We start from the raw sequence: 24,750 nt of genomic DNA, 5'->3' as shown, positions 1-24,750 counted from the left end.
TGATCAGAACTTCAGGCTCGCGCGCACGCCATAACGGCGGCGGTCGCCCGTGATGCCAAGGTCGGAGGCGGGCAGCCCCGCGAGCGCCAGCGTCGTCTTTTCGATGTAGCTTTCGAAATATTCGGTGTTGAAGATATTGTTCGCGAACAGCGCGACCTCGACCGGACCGGTGCGATAGGCGATCGACGCATTGGTCAGCCAATAGCTGTCGAGGAAGGTCGGCGTCGTCGGGTTGAGCGTCGCGGCGAGGCGCTTGCCCTTGCCGACCAGCCCCGCGCTCAGCGTCACGTCGCTGTCGCCGCCGGTTTCGATGCGATAGTCGCTCGAGAAACTCGCGGTCCAGTCGGGCTGGAAGGTCAGCCGGTCGGACGAGAGCGTCCGCCCCGTGACGGTGCGATAGGCGCTGTCGTCGGTGATCCGCGCATGCATCCAGGTAAAGGCGCCGCGCAGCGTCCACGCCTGCACCGGCCGCACCATCGCTTCGAGTTCGACGCCATAGCTTTCGACGTCGCCGGTGTTGAGGTCGACGGTGACCAGCCCGCCGCCAACCGCCGGGGCGATCGAGTTGAGGCCGATATAGTCCTTGTAATCGCTATAGAAAATCGAGCCCGACAGGCTGAGGCCCGGCGTCGCATATTTGACCCCGCCCTCATAGGTCCAGGCCGAGTCTCCGTTGTACACGCGCACCGCGGCGGGCGCAGTCGGGGCGTTGAAGCCGCCGCCACGATAGCCGCGCGCGACCGAGACATAGGTCATCAGGTCGGGGGTCCATTTGCGCGTGATGCTGAGCTTGGGTTGCCACTCGTCCGAGCTGAGCTTCGCGCTGGTCAGCCCGCCGTTGACCGAGCCGCGCGAGGTGCGATCTTCATGATCGTAGCGCAGCCCCAGAGCGACTTCCCAGTCGAGATTGGGCTTCCAGAAGACCGTGCCGAATGCCGCATAAGTGTCGCCGACATTCTTCGCGGCGGTGTTGCGGACGATGCTGATCGGCCCCAGCACCGGATGAACGATGTTGATCGTGTCCTGCCCACGCGCGCGAACCATTTCGTTGCTGTAAAAGACGCCGAACAGCGTCGAGAACTGGTCCGACCATTCACTGTCGAGACGCGATTCGAGCGTCAGCGTGCGTAGGCTGTCGCGCGCGATCGTGCGCACCGTGTCGGTCGGACCGAAATCGCCCTCGCCGTCGGGGGTGAAGCCGTTGCGCATGTCATAGGCGCCGATCACGCTGAGCCGCGATCCGCCGCCCAGGTCGGCCTCGGCGCGCGCATTGACGCCGCGATATTTGAAACGCACCTCGTTCAGCGTGTTGAACTGGACGTCGCGGCGATAATCGGTCGGTCCGCTGACGCGCGAATAGGGCACGTTCACGCCGTCGACGCTGTCATAATAGCCCTTGATCGTCAGCGCGAAGCCGTCCGACGGGGTGACGCGCAGCGTCGCGTTGATGCTGTCGGTGTTGAGCGGGTTGGCGTCGCCGCCGATGACCGTGTTGGTCAGGAACCCGTCCTGCTGGCGGTGCGACGCCGCGACGCGCAGCGCGACCTTGTCGGTGACGATCGGCCCCGACACCGACCCCGCGACCATCCAGCTATTGTCGGGACCGGCGTAGCTCGCATTGGCGCGCGCTTCGAAATCATTGCCCGGCTGGCGCGTGATGACGTTGATCGCGCCGCCCATCGTGTTCTTGCCATAGAGCGTGCCCTGCGGCCCGCGCAGCACCTCGATCCGCTCGACGTCGTTCAGCGGATTGTTGAGATAGGCGGTGTTCGGCTGGTAGATGCCGTCGATGAACAGGCCGACGCCGGGCTGGACCGACTGGACCAGGGTCACGCCGACGCCGCGGATCGAGACGAAAGCGCGCCCCGTTCCGTCGCTGTTGATGTTGAGGCCGGGCGACAGCACCGCGGCCTCGCGCACCGAATTGAAGCCGCGCGAAACCAGCGTGTCGCCGGTGATCGCGGTGACCGCGATCGGCACGTCGCTCAGCGTCTCGTCGCGCTTGCGCGCGGTGACGACGATGATGCCGTCATCCTCGCCCTCGGCGGTCGCCGCGGCGGGCGTATCCTGCGCATGGACGGGCGCCGCGGCCAGCATGGTGGCGAGCGCGAGCGACGAGGCAATGGCGAAACGGAACTTTGTCATCAGGCACCTTCCCAAAAGAGGCGGTCAGCGCCGCCCTGCGGGAACCTATCTGACAGCTTTCGGACCTATATGAAAGGTCGGCGACTATGCCGATCGGCAGAGCGATTTTGCCGGGAGCAAAACCTCCGTCATTGCGAGGAGCCGAAGGCGACGCGGCAATCCAGAGCCTGCGGTAACCGCCCTGGATTGCTTCGCTTCGCCCGCAATGACGCGGCTATTGGCTACCAACAACTATACCCGCCATCGGCCAGCACGATGCTCCCCGTCATCAAACTCGCCATGTCCGACGCGAGGAAAAGGATCACCGCCGCCACTTCCTCGGGCTCGCCGAGCCGCGCCTGCGGGGTGCCGTCGATCCAGCGCTTGTACATCTCGCCCTCTTTGTCGGCGAAGGCGTTGAGCGGCGTCGCGATATAGGTCGGCGCGACCGCGTTGACCCGCACCCCCCGGTCCGCCCATTCGGCGGCGAGGCTTCGGGTCAGCTGGTGAACCGCGGCTTTCGACGCATTATAATAGCTTTGCGGCTGCGGGCGGTTGACGATGAAGCCCGACATCGACCCGACATTGACGATGCTCCCCTGCCCCGCCGCGAGCATATGCCGCCCGAAGGCGCGCGCGCACCAGAAGCTGCCGTTGAGATTGACGTCGAGCACGTTCAGCCAATGCTCGTCGGCGACATCCTCGGCCGCCGTCTCGCTGCGCGCGATGCCGGCATTGTTGACGAGGATGTCGATGCGACCCTCGCGCGCCAGCATCGCATCGGCGGCGGCGGTGACCGCCGCGCTGTCGGTGACGTCGAGTTGCTCGGCCTGCACCGCATAGCCCTTCGCGCCGAGATCGGTCACCCCGCGCTCGAGTGCCGCCGCATCGCGGTCGGCGATCGTCACCCTGGCGCCCGCTTCGGCAAGCGCCTCGGCGGCGCAATAACCGATCCCCTGCGCCCCGCCCGTGACGAAGGCGGTGCGCCCGTCGAGGCGCAATTTGTCGAGATACATAACGCTTACTCCGGAACGAACGCGGCGGCGGGCATCACCGGCTCATGCACCGCCTCGCCGCGCTCGAGCTTATACACCTGCCGGTCGGCACCGAACTCGGCCCAGGGCAGCGATCCATCGCGCGCGAACCCGACCCAGATATCATGCACCCGCTCGGCCAGATCCTGCGGCGGCGCCTCGCCGGCCAAGCCCTTGGGGCCGGTCGCGGTCGCCAGCGTCTTGAACACGAAGGGCAGCTCGATGCCGTGGCACGCGCCAAGCTCGCCGTCGCATGCGGGCGAGCGCCAGTCGAACTCGTACATCCACGTCTTGCCTTGGTGCGCGGCGGCATATTGGCGCGCCGGCCAGCGGAAGACGAGATCGTTCATCGCGTCGGTCAGCGCCTGCCCCGGCCGCACGCCCTTCTGCTTATAGCCGTATGCGAGCAGCGCGCCTCTGGCGTCGGGCATCGAACGGCCGAGCAGCCAGCGTGCGAACAGCCCGCCGATCTTCGCCTTCACGCCCGTCGGCACGAAATAAAGGTTCATCTCCTCGGCGTTGCTGCCGATCAGCACCTCGACCTCGCGCCCGGCGCCTCGGCGCAGCGCATCATGCGGTTTTTCGGGCAAAATATCGTCGCCATAGACGGGGATGAAGCGGCTGATCCCGTAGACCGGCTCGCGCCCGCCCGCATCGCGCAGGTCGATCGCCCAAGGCTTGCCAAGCTTCGCGATCGCCTTCTCGGCCATCTCGTTGGAAAGGCTGCGAAATCCGTCCGCATCGGGCACGATACGCGACACCTTCGCCAACTTCCGCACCAACCGCTGCGCCACCGCAATGTCGCGCACCATCGCCCCATGCCCGCTCTCGACGATCGCCCTTCGGAACAGCCCCTTCGCCGCGGGCGAGGTGACGAGGCTCGCGATCGCCATCGCCCCCGCGCTCTCGCCGAAGACGGTGACATTCGCCGGATCGCCGCCGAACGCCGCGATATTGCGCTGGACCCACGCCAGCGCGAACAGCATGTCGCGCAATCCCAAATTGGTCGGCACCCCCGGCACCGGCAGGAAGCCGTCGATCCCCAGCCGATAGTTGATCGCGACGCACACCACGCCCGACCGCGCGAACTCGGCCCCGTCGCTAACCGGTGCATCCTTGCTGCCCACCACGAAGCCGCCGCCGTGGATGAAGACCATCACCGGCGCGCGCCTCGCGTCTTTCGGCGCCCAGACATTGGCGCGCAGATAATCGCCGTCGCCGCCATCCGATTCGCTGCCGACCAGCGGCGCGATGTCGATCGCCGGAAAATCGCGGATCGCATGCGGCGCGGTCGGCCCCGGATCGATCGCGTCGCGCACGCCCTCCCACGGCTCCACCGGCTGCGGCAGCTCGAACCGCTGCGGCGGCGCGGCATAAGGGATGCCGAGATAGCGGACGATATCGCCATCAGCGGCGCCGCGCAGCCGGCCCGCCTCGGTGGCGACGATCGGATCGGTCGGAGTCTCTTCGGTCATGCCGTCAGGCTAGCATGCGCGCGCGGCGCCGCACCGCCCGATGCTGTGCCTTCCCCCGCTATGACTATGCCCGCGCGCTAGGCGCTCGCCGGCATTGCCGCCGCCGCGCTCGCGACCTCGCGCTCGGCCTGGGTGAAGCCATAGGCGGGAACGATCGCACCCTCGCTCGCGGTTACGCGCGGCAGGTCGGCGACCAGCCGCTGGCCGGCATCGGCTCCTGCGCCGATATACAGACCCGGCGACAGCGTCACCTCGGCGGCGGCAAAATGCCCTGCTCCGGCGCAGAGGGTCGTGCGCGTCGGGGCATCCCCGGCGACGAGCGGCAGCAGCGCCGGGCTGACCAGCGCCGGGTCGAGCGCGGCGAGGCTTTCGTCCGCCAGCACGCCTTCGGTCATCTGCGTCGCGGCGGTCGGCGCCAGCGCGTTGACGCGGATGCCATATTTCTCGCCCTCGATCGCCAGCGTCTGCATCAGCCCGACGAGCGCCATCTTCGCCGCGCCATAATTGGCCTGGCCGAAATTGCCCCACAGCCCCGACGAGGAGGTGGTCATGACGATGCGGCCATAGCGCTGCGCGCGCATCGCCTCCCACACCGCCTTGCAACAGATCGCCGCGCCGATCAGATGGACGTCGACCACCAGCCGGAAATCGTCGAGGCTCATCTTGGCGAAGCTCTTGTCACGCAGGATACCGGCATTGTTGACGAGGATGTCGATGCGGCCCCATTGGTCGACGACATGGCGCACCATCGCCTCGACCGCGGTTTCGTCGGTGACCGAGGCCGCAACCGCGATCGCAGTACCACCCGCCGCCTCGATCTCGCGCACCACCGCCTCGGCGGGTTCGAACGCGAGGTCGTTGACGACGACCGACGCGCCCTGACCAGCGAGGTAGAGCGCATGGGCACGACCGAGCCCACCGCCCGCGCCGGTCACAATCGCCACGCGACCGCCGAGCGGGTTTTCCGATCCCGATGTCGTCATGCTCGAAACTCCTTTATTCACTCTCTGACTAGTTAATGTATTGAGCAAACCGGAAACGGACGGAGGCGAAGCCCAGCCCGGCCTAGGCCGGCTTGCAGATCTGCAGAAAGCCCGCCGCCATGAACGAGGCCATACGCGCCTTGATCGCCTCGAAATCCTCGGATTTGCACACCCCGCCCGACAATTTGTCGATACGCCCGGTGCGCGCGAGGGTGACCATCAGCGCGCCGGTGACGAAATGATAGCCCCAGAAGATATCGCGCTCGGCGCAGTCGGGCAGCGCCTTTTTGAGTAGGTCGATCAGCCGCAGCACGACGGGATCGAAATGGCTGTCCATCAGGTCGGCGCCCCATTCGGGGGTGTTGGCGACGAGCGCGCCGAGCGCGCCGTAATTCTTCCATCCCTCACCGCCGTGGATATAGAGGTCGAGGTCGGTGTCGAGAAAGGCGTGGAGCGCACCCTCGACCGTCGGCTTGCCGGCCGCCGCCTTCTCGTAATCGTCGAGCGCCTGCATCCGCCGCTCGCTCGTCACCACCGCGCGCCGGGCGAATACCGCGTCGAACAGGCTCTTCTTGTCCTCGAAATAATAGTTGAGCAACGTGTGGTGGACGCCGACGCGCTTGGCGACATCCTTCAGCGTGACGCCGTGCAGACCATGCTTCGAGAACAGATATTCCGCCTCGTCGAGCATCTGCTCGATCGTCTCGGCGCGCTGTTCGGCCTTGGTCGACCGCCGACGCGTTTTAGGCTCGTCTGCCACTGCTACCACCGATCCCTGTTCCGCAGCGCCCCGCGCCGACGCCCGCTCAACCCGCTCCATGCTCGGTCCGCAAGCGAATCTTATCGATTTTTCCGGTCGGCGCCAGCGGCATGGCGGCGAGCCGCACCACCGCATCCGGAATCCACCAAGGCGCGACACGCCCCGCGAGCGGCGCAAGCAGCGCCGCATCGTCGATCTCCTCGCCGCCGCGCATCTCGACCAGCAGCACCGGGCGCTCGCCCCATTTGGCGTCCTGCCGGCCGATGACGGCGGCGAGCGACACCTGCGGCAGCGCGCCGACCACCGCCTCGATCTCGGCAGGGTTGATCCATTCGCCGCCCGACTTGATCAGGTCCTTGGCGCGGCCGGTGATGATGAGATTGCCCTTGGTGTCGATGCGCGCGAGGTCGCCGGTCGGGAACCAGCCCTCGGCATCGGTCGCGGGCGCCTCCTCGCCGAAATAGCGATCGACCACCGACGCGCCGCGCACATACAGATGCCCCTCGCCGCCGCGCTGTTCGGCGAGCGGCGTGCCGGCCGCGTCGGTGAGCCGCAGGTCGACGCCGATCGCCGGCCGCCCCGACACCGCCGCGCTCCGCAACGGATCGTCGGGCGGCGCGATGACGCCGAGCGGCGACAATTCGGTCATGCCCCAGCTCGTCTGCACCGCAACGCCGAGCCGCTTCTCGAGCCGTTCCATCAGCGCCGGCGCCATCGGCGCGCCGCCGACGATCAGGCGTTTGAGCGACGGCAATTCGCCGCCCGCGGCCTCGAGATGTTCGACGAGCCCGAGCCATACCGTCGGCACCCCGACCCCGATCGTCACGCCTTCCGCCGCGATCAGCCGCGCGAGGCTCGCGCCGTCGGCCTGCCGCCCCGGCAACACGAGCTTGCCGCCGACTGCGGGCAAAGCGAAGGGCAGGCCCCAGGCATTGGCATGGAACATCGGCACGACCGCGAGCACCGCGTCGCGGCTGGTAAAGGCCATGACGTCGGCCTGCAGGCTACGCATCGTGTGGAGAAAACTGCCGCGGTGCGTGTAGGTCACGCCCTTGGGTGCGCCGGTGGTGCCCGACGTGAAGCAGAGCCCGGCGGGAGCGGTCTCGGCGAAATCGCCCCAGACCGCGCCGCCGGGTGCGTCGGCGATAAGGCTTTCCAGCTCCACCACCGGCACGCCGCCGCCCTCGCTTGCCGCACCGTCGATCAGCAATATCCGCTCGATCGCCGGCGCACGCTCGGCGATCAGCTTGGCGAGCGGCAGCAGGTCGGCGCTCGCAACCAATAGCTTCGCGCCCGACTGCACCGCCATCGACGCGAGCTGCGGCCCGGTGAGGCGCGGGTTGAGCGTATGGCACACGGCGCCCATGCCCATCACCGCATACCACAGCTCGACATGCGCGGCGCTGTTCCACGCCAGCGTCGCGACGCGGTCGCCCTGCCCGATGCCGAAGCCGCCGAGCAGCGACGAGATCGCGAGGCTGCGCGTCCGCAGCGCCGTGTAGTTGACGCGCGCCACTCTGCCGTCGTCGCGCGCACTCACCACCTCGGCCTCGCCATGCCAGCGCGCGGCATGGTCGAGGAAGCGGTTCAGGGTCAGCGGATAATCCTGCATGCTGCCGTCGATCATGGACAATCGGCGCCCTTCGCGAGCACCGGCGAGAGGATGCCGGTGTTCCAGTTCCAGGCGACATTGCCCGCGGCGCGGCGGCGGCACATCGCTGCCTCGTGCAGCTTGTACATGCCCGGCATCAGCCGCGCGCCCGGGCGCGGCATATCGGCAAAGGCCAGAAAGGCAGCACCCTCGCCATAGGGTTTCCACGCCGCCTGCCCCGCCGCCTCGGGCTTGCCGGTCTTAGCAAAGGACACCCAATAATCGCCCATCGCGGTCGCGAAGCGCTTTTCGGCCACGGTGTCGGGGATTTTCGGCCAGTAAGGCGGCGTGTCGGTCGCGGTGCCGAACACATAAGGGATTTCGGCCGCATGAAAGCCGTGCAGCCCCGCCTCGCTCGCGGCCGGATAGCCATGGTCGAACAGGTAGAGATAGGCGTTCTGCCCGAGCCCCGTCTGCTTCACCGCCAGCCGCTCCGAGGTCCAGCCGTAGAGCGCATCGCGCGTCGTCGCGATCACCGCCTCGTTCAGGTCTTTCGCGGGATAGAGCTTGAGCCAGGCATCGGCGAGATCGCCATAGCGTTCGCGGATCGCGGCTTCATAGCCCCCCGCATTGGCAGGCGCGGGCGGCGCGAGCATGCGCAGCGAGCGGATTTCGCCGATATTGAAGCCCGCGATCATCGGCACGGGTGCCTGCTCGCCGCGGTCGAAACTGTCGACCAGCTGGCGCGGCAATATCTGGCCGTCGACGGTACCCCAGGGAAAATAGCCCGCCTTGAGCGCGCCGTCGTTGAGCGCGGCGGCATCCATCGCGCGCAGCGCCGCGAGATCGGCGGCGCCCAGCGCGGCGGCGACCTTCATGCCCATCGTCTCGGCGGGAACCTCACCATGCCGCGCCTCGCGCAGCGACGGGGTCGAGATCATATAGGCGCTCTGCGCGATCGCCTTGTGAAACAGTCCGCGCGCCTTGGGCGCGGTCATCAGATACATGACGCTCAATGCCCCTGCGGACTCGCCCGCGATGGTGACATTGCCGGCATCGCCGCCGAAGGCGCCGATATTGGCCTTCACCCACTCAAGCGCCGCAATCTGGTCGAGCAGCCCGTAATTGCCCGACACGCCGTCGGGCGATTCCTTGCTGAGTTCGGGATGCGCCAGATAGCCGAGCGCGCCGAGCCGGTAATTGATCGACACGATCACCGCCCCGCGCGCGGCGAGCTTCGCGCCATCGTACATGCCCTCATGGCTGTACCCGTTGGTCAGCGCGCCGCCATGGATCCACACGATCACCGGCGCGTCCTTGGCCGCCTCGGGCGCCCAGATGTTGAGCGTCAGACAATCCTCCGAAACCTTGGCAGGCGGGTTGGTATAGATGCCGATCGCGGTCGGCCGCGGCTGGATGCACGCGACGCCGAAGCTTTGCGCCTTGCGCACGCCCGGCCAGGCGGGGAGCGCCACCGGCGGCTTCCAGCGCAGCGGACCCACCGGTGCCTCGGCATAGGGAATGCCCTTGAACACGCGCAGTTTGCCGACGCTCTTGCCCTCGACCGTGCCCGCAGGCGCCTCGACCGTCGGCGCGGCCAATGCAGGCGTCGCCATGACCATCCCGGCCGCCAGTAGCGCGCTACCCATCGCCTTCATGCCAAAGCCTCCTGCCGGCGGAGCCGCGCCGCGAGCCACAGGAACAGCCCGATCGCGACGACGTAGAAAGGCGTCAGCGTGTAGAGCGCCGACTGCAGCCCATGCGCCGCGCCCTGCGCAGTGAACCAGTCGCTCGCGAAGCCGACCCATGTCGGCCCCAGCCCCAGCCCGATGAAATTCATGATCAGCAGCAGCAGCGCCCCCGCCAGGACGCGCTGGTTGGGCTTCACTTCCTCCTGCACCAGCGCGACCGACGCAGAGAGATAGAAATAGTTGAACACCATCACGACGGTCAGCAGCGCGAGCGCGAGCGGCCAGCCGGGTGCCCAGACGAAACCAATGTAGAAAGGCATCGCGACGACCAGCGACAGCGCCGGGGCGATCGCATAACCGGCGCGGGATTTGCGAACCATCTTGTCGATCACGCGCCCCGACACGATCATCCCGCCGCCCATGCCGATCAGCAGAACCAGCGCGTACCAGATCGCGACATCGCCCAGTTCCATACCCTTTTCGCGCATCAGGAACAGCACCGCGAAATTGCCGAGGCCGTATGTAACGAACTGCGTTGCGCCGCTGCCCAATGCCGCGAGCATCAGCACCGGATGCGACAGGAACATGCGCACCGTCTGCCAGAAATCGGCCTTTTCCACTGCCACCGGTCCCGCGACATCGGTCGCGCCGCGCGCCGGCTCGCGCACCGTCAGCCACACGATCAGCGCCGTGACGACGCCAATCAGGCCGACCGCGATAAAGGGGATGCGCCAGCCGAAATGCTCGGCGATCGCCGCTCCGAACGCGACCCCCGCCGCCGCGCCGATCGCCGGCCCTAGGTTGAAGATGCCGAGCGCCGCGGCGCGTTTGCCCGGCGGATAGGTGTCGGTGATGATCGCATAGGAGGGCGGTACGCCCCCCGCCTCGCCGAAGCCGACGACCATGCGCGCGATCGCGAGCTGGGTGTAATTGGCGGCCATGCCGCACGCCACCGTCGCACCGCTCCACACCGCGCAGGCGACCGACAGCACCCCGACGCGGCTCGTCCGGTCGGCGAACCAGCCGACCGGGATCGCGATGAAGCAATAGAACATCGCGAAATAGAGCCCGCTGATAAGCCCGAGCTGGCCGTCGCTGATCTGCAGCGCGTCCTGGATCGGCTTGGCCAGGATCGACAGCAGCTGCCGGTCGAGGAAGTTCAGCACATAGACGAAGCAGAGCATCCCGAGCACGAAGCCGGGCCGCGTGGCCGGCTGCGTGGCGGGAGGCGAGAGCGTGTCGGTCGCCACGGCTTAGAGGCTGTAGCCGAGGCGGATGCCGAAGGTGCGCGGCCGCATCGTGCCGAAGCGGCTCACCAGGAAGGCCTCCGGATGGATATAGGTGATCGAATGATCGTCGAAGAGATTTTCGACGTAAAGCTGCGCCGAGATATCGCCCTTCTTGAGCCCCAGGCTCATGTTGACGTTGCTGTACGCGTCGGTCTCGCCGAAGGTCGAGAGCGGCTGGTTCGGCCGTCCCGGCGTGTTCGGGAAACTGCTGTTATACCCGCCGATATGCTGCGCGTTGACCGCCAGCATCGCATCGACGTCGGACCCGATCTTGAAATTATAGCTCATATAGGCCGACCCCTGGATCCGCGGCGCCGACAGCCGGTGCCCGAGCACCGCGCCCGAAATCGCCGCCTCGGCGGCCGACAGCTTGGTGATCTTGCTGTCGTTATACGCGCCGTTGAAGCCGATCGTCACGCCCGTCGCGGGGATCACGCTGACCTCGAACTCGAAGCCCTTGCTGCGCGCCGCGCCGATATTGGTCGCGAACTGCACCGAGTCCGACACGCGGTTCGCCTGCGCCTGGATATTGCTCCAGTCGATCAGGTAGAAGGCGGTGTTGATCGACACGCGCCCGCCAAGCCAGCGACCCTTCGCACCGATCTCATAGCTCTTCAGGCTGTCCGACGTCGCGCCGAACGGAATGATGATGTCGTTCGGATCGACCAGGCTCGCGGCGCCGGCGCGCGCATTGACGATCGGCGCGCGGAAACCGGTCGAGAAGGTGGCGTAAGTGGTCAGGCTGTCGCTCGGCTTGAAGGTCGCGCTCGCCTTCCACGACGGCTTCGATCCCTTCGCCTTGATGCCCTCGACTGCGGCATAAGGGGTGAAAGTGTTGAAGTTCACCGGGATGCCGAGCAGCGCAAAATCATAATAGTTGAACCCGAACGCCGTCGCGAGATAACCCCCGGCCTCGGTGAAACTCTGCGCCGATGTCTCGCCGTAGCGCATCCCGCCGGTCAGCCAGAACTTGTCCGAAAAGCGATAGGTCAGCTCGCCGAACCCGGCGATCTCGTCGCTTTTCGAATGGGTGAAGATCTTTTGGAAATATTTGTCGGGCAGCCCCGTCAATCCCCGCGCCGCGAGGAAGGCGAGGTTCGAGCGATAGAAGAAATCGACGTCGCGGCGGCGGTTGAGGTAAAAGCCGCCGAGCACGAATTCGAACGGCCCGTCGAGCGTCGAGGCGAGGCGCGTTTCCTGCACGAACACCTTGTCATAGCCGTCGGCGTCGAGCCCGAAGGCGATCGGCGCACCCGGGAAGGAGCCCGGCGCAAACGTGCCCGCAAGGTCGACATAGAAGCGCTGGTCGAAATCCGAATAGGTCGAGGAACTGGTGAGCTTGGCGAAATCGAACTCATAATCGATCGTCGCATTGGCGATCGCCTGTTTGCCGGTGAAGCGGTCGGGCTCGTCCGAAACGCGCTTGTTGCGGCCCAGCGACGGAAGGGTCAGCGAGCTGTCCTTGGGATTGCTATACTCATAGCTGCCGAGCAGCTTGACCGACAACCGGTCGGTCGGTTTCCACATCAGGATCAGGCGGCCGCCATAATCGATCAGCGTGTTCGAATTCTTGATCCCAGTTCCGACATTGTCGAGATAGCCTTCCTCGTCGCGGTAGAAACCGACCGCGCGCACCGCCAGCCGGTCCTCGACCAGCGGGACGTTGACCATCGCATTATAGCGCTGGCGAAAGCTGTCCGATCCGGTCAGCCCGAAATCGACGAGCGCCGCGGTGTCGAAATCGTTGAGGTCGGGGCTCTTCTGCAAGATGCGCATCGCGCCCGACAGCGAGCCCGATCCGAAGAGCGTGCCCTGCGGCCCGCGCAGGAATTCGACGCGCTCGACGTCGAACAGGTTCGGATCGACCACGGTGGTATTACCGATCGTCGAGACCGGCAGCTCGTCGATATAGATGGCGACCGAGCTTTGCAGGTTGGCGTTGTAACCGTTGGTCGCGATGCCGCGCGCGGTGAAATTGTTGAAATTCGCGGTCGGCTTGTTGAGCACGACGCCCGGCGTCTCGCGCCCGATACCCTCGTAACCGACGATGCCCTTCTCGGTCAGCTCTTCCTGCGAATAGGCCGAGATGCTGAGCGGCACGTCCTGGATGCGCTCGGCGCGGCGCGTCGCGGTGACGATGATCGACCCGTCGTCGTCGGTTTCTTCGGCCTGCGGTGCGGTGGTTTCCGTTTCCTGCGCAGTCGCCGCAGCCGGAATGGTGAACAGCGCGCCCGCACAAACGGACGCCAAGAACATTGCCCTCATCACGCTCTCCCATATCGCGCCGATCGGATGTCGGCATCTGGGAGGTTTATGCCGGGGGTTCGCAAGCGAGTCAATATTCACTCTCACGAGTGTGAATATTATTCCGAAAACGCGTTTTCAGTGTGAAGTTAGGCAGAAATTGGGGGCGAAACGGGGTTACCGCGGCCGCGGCTCAGCGCCGCCCTGCTAGGCCGGGTGCCAAAATCGCAGCGATGATTCGGCGTCTAGTGGTCCGAAGCCCCCGCCGCGCCGATGCCGGTTTCGGCGCGGACGCGCTGCGCCGGATAGCCCGCCCGGTCGACCGTCGCCCTCCCGCTCTTGTCGGCAAACGACACCAGCCAGATCGTCAGGAAGGCCGCGGTCATCGAGAAGATCGTCGGCGAGCTGTACGGGAAGATTGGCTCGGCATGGCCCAGCACCGCGACCCAGATCGCCGGCGACAATATCGTCAGCACCAGCGCCAGCACCACCCCGACGAAACCGCCGACCACCACGCCGCGCGTCGTGCAGCCATCCCACAAAAGCGACATCACCAGCACCGGGAAATTGCCCGATGCGGCAAGCGCGAAAGCGAGGCTGACCATGAAGGCGACATTCTGTTTCTCGAAGGCGATGCCGAGCAGGATCGCGAGGATCGCGAGCACCGGCACGGTGTAGCGCGAGACCTTGAGTTCGTCGGCCGAATTGGCCGCGCCCTTCTTGACCACCGAAGCGTAAATGTCGTGCGACACCGCCGAGGCGCCCGACAGCGTCAGCCCCGCGACCACCGCGAGGATCGTCGCGAAAGCGACCGCGCTGACGATGCCGAGGAAGATGTCGCCGCCGATCGCCGAGGCGAGATGGATCGCGGCCATATTGCCCCCGCCCTTCAGCGTGCCATCGGGCATCAGATAATCGGGGTTCGATGCGACGAAAGTGATCGCACCGAAGCCGATGATGAAGGTCAGGATATAGAAATAGCCTATCCAGCCGGTCGCCCACAGCACCGACTTGCGCGCTTCCTTCGCGTCGGGGACGGTGAAGAAGCGCATCAATATGTGCGGCAGGCCCGCGGTCCCGAACATCAGCGCCATGCCGAAACTGATCGCCGACAGCGGGTCCTTGATGAAGCCGCCCGGCCCCATGATCGACAGGCCTTTGGCGGCCGCTTCTTCGGGCGCCGCGCCGCCCGCCGCCGCGATCCCGGTCTTGATCTCGACCGCCTTGGCGAACAGCGCCTCGGGCGAGAAGCCGAAGTTCCATAGCACCGCAAACGCCATAAAGCTGGCGCAGCCGAGCAGCATCACCGCCTTGATGATCTGGACCCAGGTCGTCGCGATCATCCCGCCGAACAGCACATAGCAGGTCATCAGCGCGCCGACGATCAGCACCGCATAGGTATAGGGCAGCCCGAACAGCAATTTGATCAGCTGCCCGGCGCCGACCATCTGCGCGATCAGATAGAAAAGTACCACCGCGAGCGTGCTGAACGCCGCGAACAGCCGCACCGGGGTCTGCGCAAAACGGAAGCTTGCGACATCGGCGAAGGTATAGCGGCCGAGGTTGCGCAGCCGCTCGGCGAGCAGGAAGAGCAGGATCGGCCAGCCGACGAGGAAGCCGGTCGAATAGATCAGCCCGTCATAGCCATCGGCGAAAATCTGCGCCGAAATGCCCAGGAAGGACGCCGCCGACATATAGTCGCCGGCGATCGCGAGACCGTTCTGGAAGCCGGTAATGCCGCCGCCCGCGGTGTAGAAATCGGACGCGCTGCGCACGCGCCCCGCCGCCCAGCGCGTGATGCCGAGCGTCGCGAGCACGAAGGCCGAGAACATCAGGATCGCGGGCCAGTTCGCCGCCTGCTGCTCGGTCTGGCCGGTGAGCGCATCGGCGGCAGCCACGGCGGGCCAGCCGAGCGCGGCAAGGATGAGCGCGGTGCGCGTGACCGGAAAGCGGCTCATGCGCCATAATCCCTGCGCAGCGCATCGAGGTCGCGGTCGAAGACCTTGTTCGCGCGGCGGACATAGATTGCGGTGAGCGCGATGCCGGCGAGGATCACCCCCAGCCCCAGCGGGATACCGAGCGAGGTCACGCCGTCGCCCAGCTGCCGCGCGAGGATGTGCGGCTCGAACGCGATCAGCAGGATATAGCCGAAATAGATCACCAGCATCAGGATCGTCAGCCGCCAGCCGAAGCGCGACCGCGTCGTCACCAGCCGCCGGTAGCGTTCGTCCTGTTCGATATCGTGCGTCCCGGCGGGGGCTTCTGCCTCCTGCCCTTCTCCCGGTCGTTCCAAAGCATGTCTCCCGCTTGCTCAGCCAGCTATGCGGTTAGGCGCCGAAAAACCCAAGACCTAATCGGGGGTCCATTCGGAGGGGAGCAAGCCGTTCGGGCCGAATAATGACAGTCTCGGGCCGGGGCCCGCCGCGGCCGTGCGCAACCGGTCGGCGAGCGGGTCGTCGATGGGGTGCCTGCCGTCCTGCAGGAAAGCGATCCACGCGTCGATCGCGGCTTCCAGCGACGGGCAGCGCCGCCCGCGCCGCTGGTGCCAGGCGAGCGTTTCGAGCCAGCGCTGCGGGATCTTCTGGCTGCCGTCCATCGCGATCTGGATGAGCCGGTGATGGAGCGCCGGATTGGCGAAGCGTTCGAGCAGCGCATCGGCATAAGCGGTCAGGTCCTGCCCCGGCGCCGCGTCGATCGTCGGCGCGGCCTCGCAGCGCATCAGCGTCTCGATCACCGGCCGGATCGCGGGATCGGCGATCGCCTGATGGACAAACTCGTGCCCCGCCCCGAGCCCGATATAGGCGAGCGCCGAATGCGCGCCGTTGAGCATACGCAGCTTCGCGGTCTCATAGGGCGCGACATCGGCCACCAGTTCGGCGCCGACCGCTTCCCAGCGCGGGCGCGGCCCGGCGAAATCATCCTCGATCACCCACTGGCTGAAGCCCTCGGTGACCACCGCGCCCTCGTCGCGCACGCCGAGTTCGGCCTCGATCGCGGCGCGGTCGGTCTCGGTCGTCGCGGGAACGATGCGGTCGATCATCGTCGCGGGACAGCGGCACGCGGCGTCGAACCAGCGGGTGAGATCGGGGTGCTCGGACGCCAGATATTCGCGCATCAACCGGCGCAACACCGCACCATTGTTCGCCAGATTGTCGCAGCTGAGCAGCGTCAGCCCGGACAATCCCGCTGTATACCGCGTCGCGAGCGCCGCGCCGACGAAGCGATAGAGGCTCGACGGCCCCTTGGCAGCATCCAGATCGAGCGAACCGTCGGCGGCGCGCAAATAGCCCTTCTCGGTGACGGTGAAGCTGACGATATGCGTCGCCGGCGCCGCGATGGCATCGACCACCGCCTGCGGGTCTTCGGACGCCACGAGCACCTGCTGCACCGCACCGATCACCCGCGAACTGCTGCCCGCCACGCTGCGCGTCGCAACTGTGTAGAGCCCGCCCTGCGGGTTCAATTGCGCTGCGACATCGCCAGAGCGCAGCGACACCCCGACGATGCCCCAGTCGCGGTCGCCCGCGCCCATCGCATCGTCGGTATAGGCCGCCTGATGCGCACGGTGGAAGGCGCCGATGCCGATATGCACGATGCCCACGGCCGGCGCGGAACGAGCATAGGTCGGGCGCCCTACCGATGCGGGCAGGACGGTTTCAGGCGACAGTCTCACAGCTTGTACGCGGCCTTGGCGAGATTGTAGCTAAGGTCGGTCGCGAGTTCGGCGGCCTCCCATTCCTCCATCCGGTGCTCGGCGACCAGCTGCGCGAGGAAGCCGCAATCGATGCGCCGCGCGACGTCGTGCCGCGCGGGGATCGACAGGAAGGCGCGCGTGTCGTCATTGAAGCCGACCGTGTTGTAGAAGCCCGCGGTCTCGGTGACCTGACCCCGGAACCGCCGCATCCCCTCGGGGCTGTCGTGAAACCACCAGGCCGGGCCGAGCTTCAGCGCCGGATAATGGCCCGCGAGCGGCGCGAGTTCGCGTGCATAGCTGGTCTCGTCGAGCGTGAAGAGAATGATCGTCAGCCCCGCCTCATTGCCATATTTGCCGAGCAGCGGGCGCAGCGCGTGGACATAGTCGGTCGAGGTCGGAATATCGGCGCCCTTGTCGCGCCCATAATGGTCGAACAGCCAAGGGTTATGGTTGCGCAAGGCGCCGGGGTGGATCTGCATCACCAGCCCGTCGTCGACGCTCATCCCCGCCATGACGGTCAGCATATGCGCGCGGAACAGCTCGGCGTCGGCGGTGCTGACTTCGGCGCGCGTTACCCGCGCGAACAGCGCCTCGGCCTCGGTGCGCGACAGGGCGGCGGTCGCGGCGGTCGGATGGCCATGGTCGGTCGAGGTCGCGCCCATCTCGGCAAAAAAGGCGCGGCGCCTGCGATGCGCGGCGAGATAGCCCGCATAGCTATAGGCATCCTCGCCGCTCAATTCGGAGAAGCGCGCGAGATTGGCGTAAAAGCCTTCGAACTCGGGGTCGATCACCGGATCGGGCCGATAGGCGGTGATCACCCTGCCCGCCCATTCGCCGCTTGTGTTCGCGGCGCGGATCACGCCGTGATGTTCGAGCGTGTCGAGCGGGCTTTCGGTGGTCGCGATCACCTCGATCCGGTAGCGGTCGAAGAGCGCGCGCGGGCGGAAGGCGTCGGTCGCGAGCGCCTCGGTGATGCGGTCATAATAGAGGTCCGACGTCGCGCCCTCGAACTGCACCTCGATGCCGAACGCCTCGGCGAACACCCAGTCCATCCACATCCGCGACGGCGTGCCGCGAAACAGGTGATAATGTTCGGCGAACAGCCGCCAGCTCTCGCGCGGATCGGCGTCGGGGTTGCGAATACCCAGCGCGTCGAGCGACACGCCCTGCGAATAGAGCATCCGGAACACATAATGATCGGGATGCAGCAGCAGTTCGGCGGCGTTGCCGAAGGACGCGTCGCCTGCGAACCAGCGCGGGTCGGTGTGGCCGTGCGGACTGATGATCGGCAGCCCGGCGACTTCGGCATAGAGCCGCCGCGCGATATCGCGCTGCCCCGGATCCGACGGAAAGAGGCGATCGGGGTTCAGGGTCAGCGGACGGGTCATACGGCGGCGGCTTTGCTTTCGACGGTGACGGGAGCAAGACGCGGGCTGAGCAGGTGGATCGCCAGCACCGCGAGGAAATAGACGGTGGTGCAGGCCGCGAAGATCACCGTGTAATTGCCGTTCGTCGCGTCGAGCACGAGCCCCGTGGACTTGGCCATGATCATGCCGCCGACGCCGCCCGCGAAACCGCCAAGGCCGATCACCGACCCGACCGCGCGTTTCGGGAACATGTCGGGCGGGATCGACAGGATCGTCGACGAAAAGGCCTGATGCCCGGCGAGCGCGATGCCGATCAGCACCACCGCGAGCCACATATTGTCGAGCCCGGTGACGAACAGCAGCGGGAGCACGCAGCAGCCGGCACCGAGCATCGTGACCTTGCGCGCAAAATTTACGCTGCGCCCGCGCTGGATCAGCTTCGAGGACACCCAGCCGCCGAGGATGCTGCCGACGTCGGACAAGAGGTACATGATGATCATCGGCAGCAGCACGACCTTCAGGTCGACATCATAGGTGGCGATGAAATAGCTGGGCAGCCAGAAGAGCATCAGGAACCACACCGGGTCGGTCAGGAACTTGCCGATCGCATAGGCCCAGGCTTCGCGCTTGGTGACGATCGCGCTCCAGCCGAGACGCTCGATCTGTTCGGGCGGATCATGTTCGATCCACGCGAGTTCGGCCTCGCTGACCTTCCCGCTCTCGCGCGGGTTGCTGTAGAGCCACAGCCAGAGCAGCAGCAGGACGATGCCGAAGGCGCCGGTGTAGATGAAGGTCTGACGCCAGTCGAAGCCCATCCAGACCATGAACAACCAGATCGTCGGCGCGGTCAGGATCACCCCGATCGTCGTCGCACTGTTGACCCAGCCGATGGCGTAAGAGCGTTCCTTTTGCGGGAACCATTCGCTCGACGCGCGGACGACCGACGGAAAATGCCCCGCCTCGCCGACCCCGAGGACGATGCGCGCCATCATGAAGGAGGCGACCGACGAGGCGAAACCATGTGCGACATGGCCGATCGTCCAGATGCTGATCGCGATCGCATAGCCGACCTTGGGACCGAAGCGATCGATCAGCCAGCCCATGACGAGGAAACCGAGCGCATAGGCGGCCTGGAAGGCGGTGACGATGTTGCCATAGTCATTCTCGCTCCACCCGAATTCGCCGGTGAGGTCCGTCTTGAGCAGGCCAAGCATGGTGCGGTCGATATAATTGACCGTGGTCGCGGCGAAGAGCACCGCGACGATCAGCCAGCGATACCGTCCCGCCCGGGGCACCGGCGACGCCGTACCTCCGTCCGCGATTGCCTGTGCCATCTATCTCTCCCGTTATCGGCTCTTGTTAGCCTGTGATTGTGCAGCCGACGCGAATTTTTCCGTCGAACAGCGCCTCGGCACTCTGGCCGGGTCGAATTTCATGCACCCCCGTGATCGCACCCGCCGAAACCCAGGTCCCGGGCGGGATGGCGATGCCGCGCGCGCGCAGGGCGCGGATCAGGAACAGCGCCGACCCGAACGGGCCGTCGAGCATCGTTTCCATCGTCGCCGCGCCGATCCGTTCGCCATCGATGCGGAATTCGACCGGCATCGTAATCAGGTCGACGTCGCGCCAGCCGGCGATCGGCAGGCCTAGGACCAGTCCCTTGTTGTTGCCATAGTCCGACGCGGTGACCGCGGGGCCGTGCTGGTTGATCCCGGGAAAAGGCGAACTCGCGATCTCGATCCCGGTGCGCACCTCGGTGATCGCGTCGCGGATCGAGACGATGTCATAGTCGCGCGTTCCGACATCGCCGAAACGCAGCAGCACCTCGGCCTCGGCAGCGGCGAAACCTTCCCCATAAACGGGCATGGCGGGTGCTGCGCCGTCGGCGGCGTCGACGATCTCGTCGGTGAAGATCGGTCCGGCGATGCGGTTGCCGCCGTAACGCGCGACGAGGTCGTCGGCGATGCGCCCGACCTTCCAGCCGCCGATCGCGCGCCCGTCGAGCGCAATCGCGCTATCCTGAATCGCATAGGCCTCGTCCAGCCCCTGCGGCATGGCACCGGGATAGTCGGTAAGCGGTGTCTTTGCGGCGCGTGCAGCCAGAAACGCTTGGGCTATGGCCTGTTGTTCGCTCGTTGCCAGCATCTTTGTCATTTCCCTCATCCGAAAATTCCTGTAAGAGACACCGGTGTCAAAAGCAAGCGAATAGCCATCACCGCAGTTGATTTTATGCGGGGCAGCGCTCACTAGGAAACAGGCGTGCCGGACCAACCGGGCATGCACAGGAAAAGTGAAACGTCCATGGCGCCACGCACGCGGGAAAAAAGCGGCAAGCAACCGACGATCAACGATGTCGCAGCGCTCGCCGGCGTCTCGAAAAAGACGGTCAGCCGGGTCATCAACCGGTCCGAATTCATTACCGACAAGACGCGGCAGGCGGTCGAGCAGGCGATCAAGATGCTCGGCTTTGTTCCCAACCCGCAGGCGCGCGCGCTGGCCTTTCGCCGCAACTTCCTGATCGCGCTGCTCCACGACAATCCGAACGCGCAAACCGTGCTCAATTTCCAGCAGGGCGTGCTCGACGCGATCAAGGACAGCGACCTCGCACTGCTCGTCCGCCCGGTGGATCGCGGATCGGACCGGATGCTCGACGATGTGCGCGTGTTCCTCGAAAAGCAGCGCCCGATCGGCGCGATGCTGTTGCCGCCGATTTCGGAGAATGACGAACTCGCCGCGCTCTGCGAGGATTTGGGTGTCCGCTATGTGCGCGTCGGCTCGGCGCAACTCGACGACGCGAAACATTGCGTTTCCTCGAACGACCGCGAAGTCGTCGCCGAGGCAGTCGGCAAGCTCGTCGAACTCGGCCATCGCCGCATCGGCTTCGTGCGCGGCCCGGTCGGCTTCCGCTCGGCCGCCGAGCGCGAAAGTGGATTCCACGAGGCGCTGTCGAACGCCGGGCTGACGCTCCCCGCCGAATATTCGGCGCCGGGCAATTACCGCTACACCGCGGGGATCGAGGCGGGCGAAGCGCTGCTATCGCTAGCCGCGCCGCCGACCGCGATCTTCTGCTCCAACGACGAAATGGCCGCGGGCGTGATGAGCGTCGCGCATGGCAAGGGCATCGCGGTGCCGACCGACCTGTCGATCATCGGCTTCGACGACAGCCCGACCGCGACGCATATCTGGCCCGCGCTGAGCACCGTGCGCTGGCCGATCCGCGAAATGGGGGTACGCGCCGCGCGCATCCTGGTGCCCGACTTCCTCGATATCATCTCCAGACCCGCCGACGAGCCGAATGTCATGGCCTCGACCTTCGTCGAGCGGCAATCGGTCGCCGGGCCGAAGCGCTGACACCATGGTCGCCCCCCTCCCTGCTGCAGCGTTGACACCGGTAACCGCGCTGCGCGTCCATCCCGCCGACAGCGTTGCGACCTGCTTGTCCGACGGCGCAGCGGGTGAACGGGTGCACGTCGAGGGGCAAGCGATCGCGCTGATCGGCGCAATCCCGCGCGGCCATAAATTCGCCCTCGCCCCGATCGCGCGCGGCGCGGCGGTGATCAAATACGGCTTTCCGATCGGCGTCGCGACGACCGACATCGCCGCGGGCGCGCATGTCCATAGCCACAATCTCGCGACTGCGTTGAGCAGCGACGATTCCTATAACTACGACGCCCCTGCGACGACCGCCTCGCCTACCCCGGAGCTTGGCGAACGCCGCTTCGCGGGATATCGCCGCGCCGACGGCCGCGTCGGCACGCGCAACGAAATCTGGATTCTGCCGACAGTCGGCTGCGTCGGTAATCTCGCTGCACGCGCCGCGAGGATCGCGGGCGAGCGCCACGCCGGGCGCATCGACGGCGTCCACGCCTTCAAGCATCCGTTCGGCTGCTCGCAGCTCGGCGACGACCTCGGCCATACCCGCGCGCTGCTCGCCGCGCTGGCGCAGCATCCTAATGCCGGCGGGGTGCTGATCGTCGGGCTCGGCTGCGAGAGCAACCAAATCGATGCGCTGCTCGAAACCATCCCCGCCGAACGCCGCGCGTCGATCCGCACGCTGTCGGCGCAGGCGGTCGAGGACGATCTCGAAGCTGCACTCACCCTCATCGACGAACTGGCCGAGCTCGCCGCCACCACGATACGCAGCGACGTCCCCCTCTCCGCGCTCACCCTCGGGGTCAAATGCGGCGGGTCGGACGGGCTGTCGGGGCTCACCGCCAACCCGCTCGTCGGGCGCATGGCCGACGCCGTCGCAAACGCGGGCGGCAAGGTGATCCTCACCGAAATCCCCGAGATTTTTGGCGCCGAACAGATGCTGATGGACCGCGCGGTGTCGTACGACGTCTTCGACCGGACCGCCGATCTCGTGCGCGACTTCAAGCAATATTTCATCCGCCACGGCGAGCCGGTGAGCGAGAATCCCTCGCCCGGCAATATCGCCGGCGGCATTACCACGCTCGAGGAAAAGTCGCTCGGCGCGGTGCAAAAGGGCGGCCAGGTGCCGCTCGTCGACGTCCGGCCCTACGGCGGCGAGGCGACGCTCCCCGGCCTCACCCTGCTCGAGGCGCCGGGTAACGACGCCGTATCGTCGACCGCGCTGACCGCTGCCGGCGCGACCATGATCCTCTTCACCACCGGTCGCGGCACCCCGCTCGGCTTCCCCGCCCCGACGCTCAAGATCGCGTCGAACAGCGTGCTAGCGCAGCGCAAGGCGGGCTGGATCGATTATGACGCCGGGCAGGTGCTCACCGACGGGTTCGACGCGGCATCGGATGCATTGCTCGACCTGATCGTCGCTACCGCCTCGGGCGCCGCGACGCGCGCCGAGGCCAACGAGGAACGCGACATAGCGATCTGGAAATCGGGCGTGACGCTCTAATCGAGCGCCTCGAAGCGAAAGTAGCGAAACTTCGCCGCTCCACCCCCCGCCGAATAGAGCCCGGGGCGCAGCATCAGGAAACCGCCGCGCACATTATGGTGGTACCCCGACACCTCCATGCCGCGGTCGAACCTGACCCAGGTCTTCCCGCCATCGCCACTGGTGTCATAGGTGACGATATGGCGGTCGTTGGTCACGCGCATCCGCATGGCGCGGCCATGCGGATTGACCGGCCGACCGCGCTCGATGCCATATTGGTGCGTGACGAACTTCTCGCCGTCGAAGCCGAGCCCGCAATAGAGCTTTTCGTCGTAAAAGAGGATCAGCCCGGCAACCCCGCCCGGCGCGATCTCGATATCGCATTCAAACCGGTATGCCTGGTCGCCCGCGATCAGCAGCAGCGGCGAGGAATCCGACGGTGCCTTGCCGTGCGCCGCGAGCACCAGCGCGCCGTCCGCGACGCGCGCGCGGTCGCGCTCGCCGGGACCTGGCTTGAAGAAATTCCATTTCGCGCCGAGCGCCAGCGTCTTGAAATCGTCCGACAGCGCCATGCCGTGCGGCCCCGCGACCGTTCCGCCCTTTGGCTTGGTGATCGGCAGCGAAAGATCGCCGCCGGTCATCCGGAACCAGCCGTCGTCGGTCCATTCGACCGGATCGAGCAACGCCTGCCGCCCGAGCGTCCAATAGCCATTCTCGAAACCGTGATAGACGCTCCACCAGTCGCCCGCCGGCCCCTCGACCAAGGTCGCATGTCCGCGCGACCACCATTTCTCGCCCGCCGATTTGGTGTGGACGAGCGGGTTCGCCGGGCAATTTTCCCACGGCCCGTGGATCGACTTCGACCGCGCCGCGATCACCATATGCCCGGTCGGCGGGCCGGCGGTACCGCCGACCGCGGTGACCATGTAATAATAGTCGCCATGGCGCGTGATCTTCGGCCCCTCGGGCGCGAAACCCTCGACCACCCAGTCCGACGGATAGCGCCACGGATCATAGACATGCTCGGGCTCGCCGATCCGCGACAGGCCGTCTTCGGAGAGCCGCACCCGGTCGCCGCCCGACAGGAAAAGCCAGCGCGACCCGTCCTCGCCCACCGCATGACCGGGGTCGATATGGTTGGGCAGGCCGAGGTCGACGGGGTCGCTCCACGGTCCCTCGATCCGGTCGGCCCAGATAACCCAGCTCGTGTTCGGTCCCTTGGTCGGGATGTAGAGATAATAGCGGCCCTTGTGCTTCACGAGTTCGGGCGCCCACACCGACCCGATGTTCCGGTGCAGCGCCGGCCCGATCGGCCGCCAGTTCACCAGGTCGCGCGAATGCCAGATGACCAGCCCCGGATAGGAGTCAAAGGTCGAGAAGGTCATATAATAATCGGCGCCGTCCTTGAGGATCGACGGATCGGGATGGTCGCCGGCCATGATCGGGTTCAGAAAGCGCCCGTCGCCGAGGTCGGCCTTGCGCTGGCCGTCGAAGCCCTTCGTCCATGCCGGGGCGACGCCGTCCGGACGCGGGGACGATTGCGCGAGCGCAGCCGATGCGCCCAGTCCCGAAAGGCTCGCGCCGAGCAGTCCCGTCCCGGCCAGCTTCAACATCTCGCGGCGATCGGTCACGTCTCTTCCCTT

18 protein-coding genes are annotated in these 24,750 nt (G+C 66.4%); 2 read left to right on the top strand and 16 right to left on the bottom strand.

The window, feature by feature from the left end; genetic code table 11:
• Positions 1–3: 3 nt before the first annotated feature.
• The 15 genes from B1A78_RS02815 to B1A78_RS02745 form a co-directional block, all read right to left on the bottom strand.
• Complete coding sequence (locus tag B1A78_RS02815) at positions 4–2,145, bottom strand: TonB-dependent receptor (RefSeq protein ID WP_144037655.1); 2,142 nt, start codon at positions 2,143–2,145, stop codon at positions 4–6.
• A 221-nt stretch (positions 2,146–2,366) separates the two neighbouring features.
• On the bottom strand, positions 2,367–3,140 hold the full coding sequence (locus B1A78_RS02810) for an SDR family NAD(P)-dependent oxidoreductase (RefSeq protein WP_077145491.1): 774 nt from the start codon (positions 3,138–3,140) through the stop codon (positions 2,367–2,369).
• Positions 3,141–3,145: 5 nt separating this feature from the next.
• On the bottom strand, positions 3,146–4,633 hold the full coding sequence (locus tag B1A78_RS02805) for a carboxylesterase/lipase family protein (RefSeq protein ID WP_077145490.1): 1,488 nt from the start codon (positions 4,631–4,633) through the stop codon (positions 3,146–3,148).
• A 77-nt stretch (positions 4,634–4,710) separates the two neighbouring features.
• On the bottom strand, positions 4,711–5,616 hold the full coding sequence (locus B1A78_RS02800; RefSeq protein ID WP_077145489.1) for an SDR family NAD(P)-dependent oxidoreductase: 906 nt from the start codon (positions 5,614–5,616) through the stop codon (positions 4,711–4,713).
• Positions 5,617–5,698: 82 nt separating this feature from the next.
• Entirely contained in the window at positions 5,699–6,376 is a 678-nt protein-coding gene (locus B1A78_RS02795; RefSeq protein ID WP_077145488.1) for a TetR/AcrR family transcriptional regulator, read from the bottom strand.
• 46 nt (positions 6,377–6,422) lie between these two features.
• Positions 6,423–8,003 carry an AMP-binding protein gene (locus B1A78_RS02790; protein WP_077145487.1) on the bottom strand — a complete coding sequence of 527 codons (1,581 nt, stop codon included), beginning with the start codon at positions 8,001–8,003 and terminating at the stop codon, positions 6,423–6,425.
• A complete protein-coding gene (locus B1A78_RS02785; protein ID WP_077145486.1) occupies positions 8,000–9,625 on the bottom strand; it encodes a carboxylesterase/lipase family protein in 1,626 nt (541 codons plus the stop codon). The genes B1A78_RS02790 and B1A78_RS02785 overlap by 4 nt, the downstream gene beginning before the upstream one ends.
• Positions 9,622–10,908 (bottom strand): MFS transporter, encoded by a 1,287-nt coding sequence (locus tag B1A78_RS02780; RefSeq protein WP_077145485.1) that lies wholly within the window; start codon positions 10,906–10,908, stop codon positions 9,622–9,624. Before B1A78_RS02780 ends, B1A78_RS02785 begins: the two co-directional genes overlap by 4 nt.
• Before the next feature lie 3 nt (positions 10,909–10,911).
• Positions 10,912–13,212, bottom strand: a complete 2,301-nt coding sequence (locus B1A78_RS02775; protein WP_077145484.1) for a TonB-dependent receptor — start codon at positions 13,210–13,212, stop codon at positions 10,912–10,914.
• Positions 13,213–13,436: 224 nt separating this feature from the next.
• Positions 13,437–15,149, bottom strand: coding sequence for a cation acetate symporter (locus tag B1A78_RS02770; RefSeq protein WP_077145483.1), 1,713 nt, complete (start codon positions 15,147–15,149; stop codon positions 13,437–13,439).
• Positions 15,146–15,484, bottom strand: a complete 339-nt coding sequence (locus tag B1A78_RS02765) for a DUF485 domain-containing protein (protein WP_256837434.1) — start codon at positions 15,482–15,484, stop codon at positions 15,146–15,148. The genes B1A78_RS02770 and B1A78_RS02765 overlap by 4 nt, the downstream gene beginning before the upstream one ends.
• A 57-nt stretch (positions 15,485–15,541) precedes the next feature.
• Positions 15,542–16,792, bottom strand: coding sequence for a mannitol dehydrogenase family protein (locus B1A78_RS02760; RefSeq protein ID WP_256837432.1), 1,251 nt, complete (start codon positions 16,790–16,792; stop codon positions 15,542–15,544).
• A 68-nt stretch (positions 16,793–16,860) separates the two neighbouring features.
• Complete coding sequence (uxaC, locus tag B1A78_RS02755) at positions 16,861–18,273, bottom strand: glucuronate isomerase (protein ID WP_077145482.1); 1,413 nt, start codon at positions 18,271–18,273, stop codon at positions 16,861–16,863.
• Positions 18,270–19,586: an MFS transporter gene (locus B1A78_RS02750; protein ID WP_077145481.1), complete on the bottom strand. Its 1,317-nt coding sequence runs from the start codon at positions 19,584–19,586 to the stop codon at positions 18,270–18,272. The genes uxaC and B1A78_RS02750 overlap by 4 nt, the downstream gene beginning before the upstream one ends.
• Positions 19,587–19,611: 25 nt before the next feature.
• Complete coding sequence (locus B1A78_RS02745) at positions 19,612–20,406, bottom strand: 2-keto-4-pentenoate hydratase (protein ID WP_306171640.1); 795 nt, start codon at positions 20,404–20,406, stop codon at positions 19,612–19,614.
• Between the two features lie 147 nt (positions 20,407–20,553).
• Between B1A78_RS02745 and B1A78_RS02740 the strand changes: the two genes are divergently transcribed.
• Together B1A78_RS02740 and B1A78_RS02735 are read left to right on the top strand one after the other, a co-directional pair.
• Positions 20,554–21,603: a LacI family DNA-binding transcriptional regulator gene (locus tag B1A78_RS02740; protein ID WP_077145480.1), complete on the top strand. Its 1,050-nt coding sequence runs from the start codon at positions 20,554–20,556 to the stop codon at positions 21,601–21,603.
• A gap of 4 nt (positions 21,604–21,607) precedes the next feature.
• Positions 21,608–23,128: a UxaA family hydrolase gene (locus tag B1A78_RS02735; RefSeq protein ID WP_077145479.1), complete on the top strand. Its 1,521-nt coding sequence runs from the start codon at positions 21,608–21,610 to the stop codon at positions 23,126–23,128.
• Here the strand turns inward: B1A78_RS02735 and B1A78_RS02730 are convergent.
• The gene (locus B1A78_RS02730; RefSeq protein ID WP_077145494.1) at positions 23,125–24,720 is read right to left on the bottom strand and encodes a family 43 glycosylhydrolase; all 1,596 of its coding nucleotides are present in this window, start codon (positions 24,718–24,720) and stop codon (positions 23,125–23,127) included. The genes B1A78_RS02735 and B1A78_RS02730 overlap by 4 nt on opposite strands.
• Between the last annotated feature and the right edge of the window lie 30 nt (positions 24,721–24,750).

Source organism: Sphingopyxis sp. KK2 (genome assembly GCF_001990265.1).
Classification (GTDB): Bacteria; Pseudomonadota; Alphaproteobacteria; order Sphingomonadales; family Sphingomonadaceae; genus Sphingopyxis.
The sequence above is the reverse complement of the archived record's forward strand: the minus strand, read 5'-3'. Positions and strand labels throughout refer to the sequence as shown.

Coding starts and splice junctions, on each gene's coding strand:
- B1A78_RS02815 (WP_144037655.1), bottom strand. CDS start 2,145: ATGACAAAGTTCCGTTTCGCCATTGCCTCGTCGCTCGCGCTCGCCACC.
- B1A78_RS02810 (WP_077145491.1), bottom strand. CDS start 3,140: ATGTATCTCGACAAATTGCGCCTCGACGGGCGCACCGCCTTCGTCACG.
- B1A78_RS02805 (WP_077145490.1), bottom strand. CDS start 4,633: ATGACCGAAGAGACTCCGACCGATCCGATCGTCGCCACCGAGGCGGGC.
- B1A78_RS02800 (WP_077145489.1), bottom strand. CDS start 5,616: ATGACGACATCGGGATCGGAAAACCCGCTCGGCGGTCGCGTGGCGATT.
- B1A78_RS02790 (WP_077145487.1), bottom strand. CDS start 8,003: ATGATCGACGGCAGCATGCAGGATTATCCGCTGACCCTGAACCGCTTC.
- B1A78_RS02785 (WP_077145486.1), bottom strand. CDS start 9,625: ATGAAGGCGATGGGTAGCGCGCTACTGGCGGCCGGGATGGTCATGGCG.
- B1A78_RS02775 (WP_077145484.1), bottom strand. CDS start 13,212: ATGAGGGCAATGTTCTTGGCGTCCGTTTGTGCGGGCGCGCTGTTCACC.
- B1A78_RS02770 (WP_077145483.1), bottom strand. CDS start 15,149: ATGAGCCGCTTTCCGGTCACGCGCACCGCGCTCATCCTTGCCGCGCTC.
- uxaC (WP_077145482.1), bottom strand. CDS start 18,273: ATGACCCGTCCGCTGACCCTGAACCCCGATCGCCTCTTTCCGTCGGAT.
- B1A78_RS02750 (WP_077145481.1), bottom strand. CDS start 19,586: ATGGCACAGGCAATCGCGGACGGAGGTACGGCGTCGCCGGTGCCCCGG.
- B1A78_RS02745 (WP_306171640.1), bottom strand. CDS start 20,406: ATGACAAAGATGCTGGCAACGAGCGAACAACAGGCCATAGCCCAAGCG.
- B1A78_RS02740 (WP_077145480.1), top strand. CDS start 20,554: ATGGCGCCACGCACGCGGGAAAAAAGCGGCAAGCAACCGACGATCAAC.
- B1A78_RS02735 (WP_077145479.1), top strand. CDS start 21,608: ATGGTCGCCCCCCTCCCTGCTGCAGCGTTGACACCGGTAACCGCGCTG.
- B1A78_RS02730 (WP_077145494.1), bottom strand. CDS start 24,720: ATGTTGAAGCTGGCCGGGACGGGACTGCTCGGCGCGAGCCTTTCGGGA.